Source organism: Mycobacterium sp., assembly GCF_049585075.1.
Classification (GTDB): Bacteria; Actinomycetota; Actinomycetes; order Mycobacteriales; family Mycobacteriaceae; genus Mycobacterium.
In genome coordinates, this window is the sequence record NZ_JBAUZA010000031.1 from 1 (window position 1) to 8,401 (window position 8,401).

Below are 8,401 nucleotides of genomic sequence, written 5' to 3' on the forward strand. Positions count from 1 at the left end.
CGCGGCCGCGCGGGACAGCAGCTCGGGGCCGGTGTCGCCACGCACCACCGCGTCCACCACGCTGGCCTCCATTCGGCTGTCCCAGCTGCCGCGCGCCTCGGCGGCATCGGCGTAGGCGGTGGCGGCACTAAAGGCCAGGTCGCGGCTGTACTTGAGAATGCCCACCATCAGCGCGGTGAACTGTTCGTCAGTGCGGGCCAACAAGGGGGCGACCTCTTCGAAGAACTCCATGGTCACCCGCACCATGTCCACGGAGTGGCGCAATGGCATCCGCCGGGTCAGATCCTGCGGCATCAGTTCGAATGCCCGTGCGGTGTAGTTGATGTTGCTGTCCGGGTCGGTCATCCACTCCACGAAGTTCACCACGGCGGTCTGCACCACCAGCGACACGCTAGCCCGCTGGGAGGCTTCAAGCTCGGCGAAGAACGGCAGCCGGTCGCCCATCGCCGTCACCGCCTCGGTGGAAAACCGCCCGGAGTACTGCTTCAGCCGTCGCAACAGCGACTCCGGAACAGCGTCCAGCAGCTCCAGCGTCGACCGCGGCAGAGCAGATTTCTTGTCAGGCATTCCTAAAAGCTACGCCAGTTTTGTGGATGTTTCTGCCAAGGCACCCGGGTGTGCGCCGACGGCCGCTGCGCGAGCGCGGGCCTGGCCGCGGTTGACCTCCGCTGTCACACCAGCACCAAGACTCGACCACCACACTGTTTTCTGAAACGTGGCATATGCGATATCAGCTCCGTGGGTGATATCGCCCGCGCCTCAATTTGGAAAAGGCAGTACCCTCCCCGCTAGTGACGTAAGAGGTCGCTGAGTCTCGTGAGGTTAACCAGGCTTCAGCCGGCCCGCTGATCCCTAGGCGCCCGGACCGGGGTCGGAGGTTTGCGCCGGCGCCGCCTGCACATCGTCGATCCGGTATTGCCGGGCAGCCGCGACCGGTACCGATGGGTCGATTTGGCCGTCGCGCGCCAGCGCCTCCAGCACCGCGACGACCTGAGATTCGGCGTCGGTGTTGAAGTAGCGGCGCGCGGCCGGCCGGGTGTCGGAGAAGCCGAACCCGTCGGTGCCCAACGTGACGTAAGTGCCCGGGACCCACGGCCGAATCTGTTCGGGTACTGCGCGCATCCAGTCCGACACGGCGATGATCGGCCCCGGGCGGTCCGAGCGGGCCTCGGACAAAATCCGAGCGACGTAGGCCTGACCCGCCGGGCGATCCGAGTGGCGCAGCTTCTCCTTTTCGACGGCAATACCGTCACGATTCAGCTCGCTCCAGCTGGTTACCGACCACACGTCTGCGGCGACATCCCATTCGGCGGCCAGCATCTCGGCGGCTTGTAGCGCCGAGGGCATTGCCACCCCGGAAGCCAAGATGTGCGCTGTGTTCGCGCGGCTTTCCTTGGCCGCGCGATACCGGTAGATGCCCCGCAACAGGCCTTCGGGGTCGAAGTGTTCCGGCTCCGGCGGCTGCACATACGGCTCGTTGTAGATGGTGATGTAGAACATGACATTTTCGGCGTTCTCACCGCCAAACATGCGGGCCAGCCCGCTTTCGATGATGTAGGCGATCTCGAAGGCGAACGCGGGGTCGTACGCGACCACCGCCGGATTGGTGGCCGCCAGCAGCAGCGAATGGCCGTCGGCGTGCTGCAGACCTTCGCCGGTCAGCGTGGTGCGCCCCGCGGTTGCTCCCAATAGGAAGCCGCGTGCCATCTGGTCGGCCGCGGCCCACAGGCCGTCGCCGGTGCGCTGGAACCCGAACATCGAATAGAAGATGTAGATCGGGATCATCGGTTCGTTGTGCGTCGAGTATGACGTGCCGGCTGCGGTGAACGAGGCGACCGACCCGGCCTCGTTGATGCCCTCGTGCAGGATCTGGCCGATGTCACTTTCCTTGTAAGCCAACATCAGCTCGGCGTCGACGGCGGTGTAGAGCTGGCCGTTGCGGTTGTAGATCTTCAACGACGGGAACCACGAGTCCATGCCGAACGTGCGCGCCTCGTCGGGGATGATCGGCACGATGCGGGGCCCAACTTCCTTGTCGCGCAACACTTCCTTGAAGGTGCGCACCGTTGCCATCGTGGTGGCAACCTCCTGCTGGCCCGAACCTTTCTTCAGGGCCTTATAGGCATCGCGACCGGGAAGCGCCAGGGCCTTGGCCTTGGTACGCCGCTCGGGCAGGAAGCCACCCAGCGCGCGACGACGATCGAGCAGATACCGGATTTCGGGGGCCTCCGGCCCGGGGTGGTAGTACGGCGGCAGGTAGGGATCCTCCTCCAGCTGGGCGTCGCTGATCGGGATCCGGATAGCGTCGCGGAAGTCCTTAAGATCTTGCAGCGCAAGCTTTTTCATCTGATGTGTCGCGTTGCGGCCCTGGAAGTGAGCGCCCAGCGAGTAGCCCTTGATGGTCTTGGCCAGGATCACCGTCGGCTGTCCCTTGTGGTCGACGGCGCCGCGGTAGGCGGCGTAGACCTTGCGGTAGTCGTGACCACCACGCTTGAGGTTCCAGATCTCCGAATCGGTCATGTTCTCGACAAGCGCCTTGGTGCGCGGGTCGCGTCCGAAGAAGTGGTCTCGGACATAGGCCCCGTCGTTGGCCTTGTAGGTCTGGTAGTCGCCGTCGGGGGTGGTGTTCATCAGGTTCACCAACGCGCCGTCGCGGTCGGCGTGCAGCAGCGCGTCCCACTCGCGGCCCCAGACCACCTTGATGACGTTCCAGCCGGCGCCGCGGAAGAACGACTCCAGCTCCTGGATGATCTTGCCGTTGCCGCGCACCGGCCCGTCGAGACGTTGCAGGTTGCAGTTGATGACGAAGGTCAAGTTGTCCAACGCCTCCAGCGCGGCGACGTGGGCCAGCCCGCGGCTCTCCGGCTCGTCCATCTCGCCGTCGCCGAGGAACGCCCACACGTGCTGGTCGGAGGTGTCTTTGATGCCACGGTCATGCAGGTAGTGGTTGAACCGGGCCTGATAGATCGCATTCATCGGGCCCAGCCCCATCGACACCGTCGGGAACTCCCAGAAGTCGGGCATCAACCGCGGGTGCGGGTAGGACGGCAGGCCACCGCCGGGATGGCTGTGTTCCTGACGAAAACCGTCGAGCTGGTCGGCGGACAGGCGGCCTTCTAGGAAGGCGCGTGCGTAAATGCCGGGAGAAGCGTGGCCCTGAATGAACACGTGGTCTCCACCGCCGGGATGCGCTTTCCCGCGGAAGAAGTGGTTGAAGCCGACTTCGTAGAGCGCCGCAGACGAGGCGTAGGTCGAAATATGGCCGCCCACACCGACTCCCGGGCGCTGGGCGCGGTGCACCATGATCGCGGCGTTCCATCTGATCCACGCCCGGTAGCGGCGTTCGACATCCTCGTCGCCGGGGAACCAGGGCTCCAGTTCGGTCGGGATGGTGTTGACGTAGTCGGTCGACGTCAGCGCCGGGATCGCGACCCGCTGTTCACCGGCGCGCTCCAGCAGGCGCAGCATCAGATAGCGCGCCCGCGACGGCCCCGAGCGTTCCAGCAGCGCGTCGAAAGACTCCAGCCACTCGGCGGTCTCCTCCGGGTCGATGTCCGGCAGATAGGACGCCACACCTTCGCGGATTACCCGCACCCGATCGGGTTCGCTTGCGCCGGTTGGATTTTTCGCCAGATCGTGGCGTACGAACTCGGTAGTCAACTCACTACTCCTTATGTGACGGTTCATCCGCTTTTGGCTGATCGCACCGTCGGTCTTTGCCGTACCGGTCCTGGGGCCCGTTTGGCCCAATCCCTATCGTGCCGCACAGTCGATCGCGTTGCGTAGTCCCCGTCCAAGCTGGCCCAAGGCGCGACCCGGTAACGTCACACGTTGTGCTGATCGGATTGCGGCGACCGCAGACCTGGGCGCGGGCGATCGGCTGCGCCGCCACGCTGTTGATCGCGGTCGTTGGATGCACCAGCGTCACGGACGGCACCCCGACCGCCGACACCGCAATGGCCCCGGCGTATCGCGTATCGGTGTCCGCGTCGGTCTCGGCGTCGGCCGCCACGTCGAGCATCCGGGAGTCGCAACGTCAGCAGTCGCTGACGACGCAGGCCGTGGTCCGCGCGTGTGAGTCGTTTGCCGCCAGCAGCAAAGACGCCGTCGATAAGGTGAATGACTTTGTTGCCGCGTACAACCAGGGCCGCGACACCACACCCAGCGAGGGCCCCGCCATCGATACCCTCAACCACAGCGCCGACGTGGTCGGAGGCAGCAGCGGTGGCCCGCTGTCCGAGGACCTGCACCATGCGCTCAACGCCTATGCCGACGCGGCACGCGACCTGGCCAATACCATCCGCTCGCATGGTGGAATGGACGCGTTCAATCAGGGCGTCAATCAGTTCAACGACACTAAAACCGAAGCCGTCAAGCAGTGCCGAGCGGCCATATGAGTTGCTGGATGTGCAACGCTACGGGCTATGCGACGATAAATTCCATCGCACGGCGCATTGGCGCTCGAGAGGCTTGAACTGACCGGCTTGAGGCTAAAAGGGAGGATCGCACGGTGGTGGCGGCGGATGACGCCCCGAGCTATGCCCGCAAACTGGGCATCCAACGGGGGCAGGTTGTCCAAGAGTGGGGCTGGGACGAGGACACCGACGACGATATCCGCGCTGACGTGGAGGACACGTGCGGTGGCGAGTTGCTCGACGAAGACACCGACGAAGTCATCGACGTCGTGCTGCTGTGGTGGCGCGACGGCGACGGCGATCTCGTCGACACGTTGATGGACGCGATCGCGCCGCTGGCCGACGACGGAGTGATCTGGGTGCTTACGCCCAAGACCGGCCGGCCAGGTCACGTGCTACCCGCTGAGATCGCGGAGTCTGCGCCGACCGCAGGGCTGATGCCGACGTCGTCGGTCAACCTGGGGGACTGGAGCGCGAGCCGGTTGGTGCAGCCGAAATCGCGTGCCGGGCGCCGTTGATGTTGACGGTCGGTTCTACCGCACCGGACTTCACGCTGCGCGACCAGAACCGACAGCCGGTCACTCTTAGCGAGTACCGCGGCGCCAAAAACGTGCTGCTGGTGTTCTTCCCCCTGGCCTTCACCGGAATCTGCGAGGGTGAGCTTGGTCAGTTGCGTGATCACCTGCCCGACTTCGAGAACGACGACAGTGTGCCGCTGGCGATTTCGGTCGGGCCCCCACCCACCCACAAGGTGTGGGCCACAGAGAACGGTTTCCTGTTCCCCGTGCTCTCGGACTTCTGGCCACATGGCGCGGTCAGCCAGGCCTATGGGGTGTTCAATGACGACGCCGGCTACTCCAACCGCGGCACTTTTGTCGTCGACCGGGCCGGGACGATTCAGTTCGCCGAGATGAAGCAGCCCGGCGAAGTCCGCGATCAGCGACTCTGGACCGACGCGCTGGCGGTGCTGAAGGGCTGAACCGTTGGTCGGCGTTTTGGGTGCCAAGTGGTCGGGGCGGTATCTTTGCGCCGCACGGGCGCGTAGCTCAGTGGTAGAGCTCTGGTTTTACACACCAGCGGTCGGCGGTTCGATACCGTCCGCGCCCACCAGTGTTAATGCAGTTCAGCGCTGGCTCGCCGAAAACACCGCCGACACCAATACCAAACTGCTGCTCATCACCACCCCCGACCACCGCGCGCCGGCACACACTCTCACCGCCGCCGCCGACCAGCTACTGCCCTGGGCCCACCACCTCGGCAGCCCCAACCCCGGCCACCAACGACCGAGCAACGCGATCGAACGCGCCGACCAGCACCTCACCACCGCCACGCCCGACAAGAGCCCCGAACACTGAAAACCGGTACAAGGTGCACACCGATCTGCAGGACACCATGAACGACCTGGTAGGCATCATCCGAAACGCCGGCGAGATCACTGAGGCGCTGAGCCGGTTAGACGCGCTGCGGGCCCGGTTCGCCAACGTCGTCATGGGGGCCGGGGGCCAAGTCCTTCAAACTCGGCCGCCGGGTGGTCTACCGTCGCGCCGACGTCGAGCAGTGGATAGCGGAAGCAGATGGCTTGTAATCAGCCTGTCGAGCCACCGCCTAGCCACGCCCGCTCAGGTGGCTAAATACCTGCACACCACCGAGGCGGCGCTGGCCCAGATGCGCTACATGGGCAACGGACCCAAGTTCATCAAAGTCAATACCGGCATCAGCACCCCATTGGACGCCTGCGCAAACTCCGGCCAGTAATCAGCCACCTTGACGTCGTACGAGATGAGTCCCTGAGCAGCAGCGACGGCGATCGCAAGCGAGGCGACACCTTTCGTGGGCGAGAACATGTTGACGAGGGTGTCTTCCTCCCACGGCGCTTTGGTGACCCCATTGCGGAAGCCACCCCACAGATCGACAACCTTGCCGCCGTCGCGGTAGACGGCGACAGCCGCCCCAACCTCGTTGCCGCTGAACACGTTGCGGCGAAAAACGTCGGCGACCTTCCCGTACCCCTCTTCGACGTCTCCACCAATGAGACCGGGCGACACGGTGACCCTGAGCACCATTATTGGATGATGTCCTTGCGAGCGGCGAGCCAGCGACCGAGCGCGGGCACGAACCGCCGCGCGTGGTACGCCACGTGAGCTTCCGGCGTCACCGGCACGATCGACTTCTTTTTCGCCACCGCCGCCACGATGCGTTCGGCGACCCTGTCGGGGGTGTAGTGGCGCTTCTCATACAACCGATCGAATTTCTGTTGCTTGTCCGCTTCCGTTCCCGCGCTGACACCTGAGAACTGGGTGTTCGCGACGATGTTGGTGTGCACGATCCCGGGACAGATGGTGCTTACGCCGATACCCGACTTAGCCAACTCGGCGCGCAGGCAGTCGGAGAACATGAACACGGCGGCCTTGCTTGTCGAGTATGCGGTGAAACTCTGCTGTGGCGTGTATGCGGCCATCGAGGCCAGATTCACGATCTGGCCGCCTGTACCGCGTTCGACCATCTTCGCTCCGAAGGCGCGACAGCCGTTGACCACGCCGTAGAAGTTGATGTCCATCACTCGTGTGAACGACTTCGACGGGGTTTCCAGGAACACGCCAGCCTGTCCGATGCCCGCATTGTTGATCAGGATGTCTGGCACACCGTGTTTTTCGGCGACTTGATCGGCGTGCGCGTGCATTGCGGCCTCATCGGCGACGTCGAGTTGATAGGGGTGTGCGGTGCCCCCGGCGTCGTCGATCATCGCCGCGGTTTGTTTCGCGGCATCGAGGTTGACATCGGAAAGGACGACCTCGGCCCCGCGCCGCGCGAAGTCGAGTGCCGTTTCTCGTCCGATGCCGCTTCCGCCGCCGGTGATCACCAGCAGCTTGCCGTGGAAAGTCGAGGGGTTCTTGGTCATTCGAGTCCTTCATTGTCATGTCGGTCGGGGTCGTGGCGCTGTTGACCGAGGCTGATCGGTCGCGCATCAGCCGCGGCCCTGCATCATCCAGAGCTGTTGTATCAGGCGGTGAACGGGTTATGCGCCGGGAGTGGCTTGATCAGCGGAGCAAGCAGCTTGCCGGACTGTTCGGCGGTCAACACGTCCGCCGGGTCGAGCGCAATGATCTCGCGGACCGTCTCGTCGTACTCCCAGACGTCCTCGCCGATCAGCCGGCCCTGGTCGTCATAGGGCCAGATCATGTGCTCGGCGCTCTTTACCAAGTAGGTTGCCGCGGGGTCGACGGGGACGCCGTCGGCCACAATGATGCTGCCCGGGGTCTGCTGGTACACGGTCGCTGTCGAGACGATCATGTGGTCGCTGACCGCGAGCTTCTCGTCATCGGTGTAGAAGACACTCTGTCCCATGCGGGTCCACTCCCGATAAACCTCCTGAACGGCCTCGGCCCCATCAAGCGTGATGACCTTACCGAGCATATTGAAGTGATAGACCGGTTTCTCGACCGTCATGTCGGGAGCGAAGATCTCCTCCCAGCGGCCGGCCATCTCCAGGTAACGGTGCCGGTTGTAGGCGTGCAGCAGATAGAGGTGGCGCGGATTCTCCGTCGTCTCGATCAGTCGCTCCACGGCGATGTTGGTCTTCGTGATGTCGAAGCGGCTCATTTTCGGTTCCCTTACTTTCTGGGGCGATTCTTACCGCCCCCGGATGGTTGGTGTCAGGCTGACACGAATTGGTCGCGCAGCAGGGTCTTCTTGAACTTTCCGGTGGCCGTGCACGGGATGGCCGCCACGAACTCGAAGCGGTCGGGCAGTTGCCATTTGGCGAACTCCTGCGCAAGGTGCTCGCGTAGCTCTTGAGCCGAGGTCTCGGCGCCGGCGCGAAGTGACACGACCGCGAGCGGACGCTCGCCCCAACGGTCGTCAGGTACGGCGATGACGGCGGCTTGGGCGACCGCCGGGTGGCACATGAGCCGGTTCTCCAGATCAACCGAGGAGATCCACTCGCCGCCGGATTTCACGAGATCCTTTGAGCGGTCGCAGATCCGGAT

General features: G+C 64.3%; 6 protein-coding genes, 1 tRNA gene and 4 pseudogenes. 5 read left to right on the forward strand and 6 right to left on the reverse strand.

Annotation, left to right across the window (positions count from 1 at the left end; translation table 11 throughout):
* Window positions 1-567, reverse strand: a pseudogene (locus WB785_RS01460) (PucR family transcriptional regulator); the annotation flags it as partial.
* A gap of 285 nt (window positions 568-852) precedes the next feature.
* Window positions 853-3,660: a pyruvate dehydrogenase (acetyl-transferring), homodimeric type gene (gene aceE, locus WB785_RS01465; protein ID WP_424076931.1), complete on the reverse strand. Its 2,808-nt coding sequence runs from the start codon at window positions 3,658-3,660 to the stop codon at window positions 853-855.
* Window positions 3,661-3,833: 173 nt separating this feature from the next.
* Here aceE and WB785_RS01470 point away from each other — a divergent pair, with 173 nt between their 5' ends.
* The 5 genes and pseudogenes from WB785_RS01470 to WB785_RS01490 all read left to right on the forward strand — a co-directional run.
* Window positions 3,834-4,397, forward strand: coding sequence for a hypothetical protein (locus tag WB785_RS01470; protein ID WP_424076932.1), 564 nt, complete (start codon window positions 3,834-3,836; stop codon window positions 4,395-4,397).
* A 113-nt stretch (window positions 4,398-4,510) separates the two neighbouring features.
* Complete coding sequence (locus WB785_RS01475; RefSeq protein ID WP_424076933.1) at window positions 4,511-4,933, forward strand: DUF3052 domain-containing protein; 423 nt, start codon at window positions 4,511-4,513, stop codon at window positions 4,931-4,933.
* Window positions 4,933-5,394, forward strand: a complete 462-nt coding sequence (locus WB785_RS01480) for a peroxiredoxin (RefSeq protein ID WP_424076934.1) — start codon at window positions 4,933-4,935, stop codon at window positions 5,392-5,394. The genes WB785_RS01475 and WB785_RS01480 overlap by 1 nt, the downstream gene beginning before the upstream one ends.
* 56 nt (window positions 5,395-5,450) lie before the next feature.
* Window positions 5,451-5,525 (forward strand) — tRNA-Val (locus WB785_RS01485).
* A gap of 270 nt (window positions 5,526-5,795) precedes the next feature.
* Window positions 5,796-5,900: pseudogene (locus WB785_RS01490) on the forward strand (hypothetical protein); the annotation flags it as partial.
* 245 nt (window positions 5,901-6,145) lie between these two features.
* Here the strand turns inward: WB785_RS01490 and WB785_RS01495 are convergent.
* From WB785_RS01495 to WB785_RS01510, 4 genes and pseudogenes are all read right to left on the reverse strand, one after another.
* A pseudogene (locus WB785_RS01495) lies at window positions 6,146-6,478 on the reverse strand (serine hydrolase domain-containing protein); the annotation flags it as partial.
* Window positions 6,478-7,323: pseudogene (locus WB785_RS01500) on the reverse strand (SDR family NAD(P)-dependent oxidoreductase); the annotation flags it as partial. The pseudogenes WB785_RS01495 and WB785_RS01500, both read right to left, overlap by 1 nt.
* Window positions 7,324-7,415: 92 nt before the next feature.
* Window positions 7,416-8,015 (reverse strand): hypothetical protein, encoded by a 600-nt coding sequence (locus tag WB785_RS01505; protein ID WP_424076935.1) that lies wholly within the window; start codon window positions 8,013-8,015, stop codon window positions 7,416-7,418.
* Window positions 8,016-8,068: 53 nt separating this feature from the next.
* Window positions 8,069-8,401: AMP-binding enzyme (locus WB785_RS01510; protein ID WP_424076936.1), on the reverse strand; the 333-nt coding region annotated here is incomplete at its 5' end.

Coding starts and splice junctions, on each gene's coding strand:
- WB785_RS01480 (WP_424076934.1), top strand. CDS start 4,933: ATGTTGACGGTCGGTTCTACCGCACCGGACTTCACGCTGCGCGACCAG.
- WB785_RS01505 (WP_424076935.1), bottom strand. CDS start 8,015: ATGAGCCGCTTCGACATCACGAAGACCAACATCGCCGTGGAGCGACTG.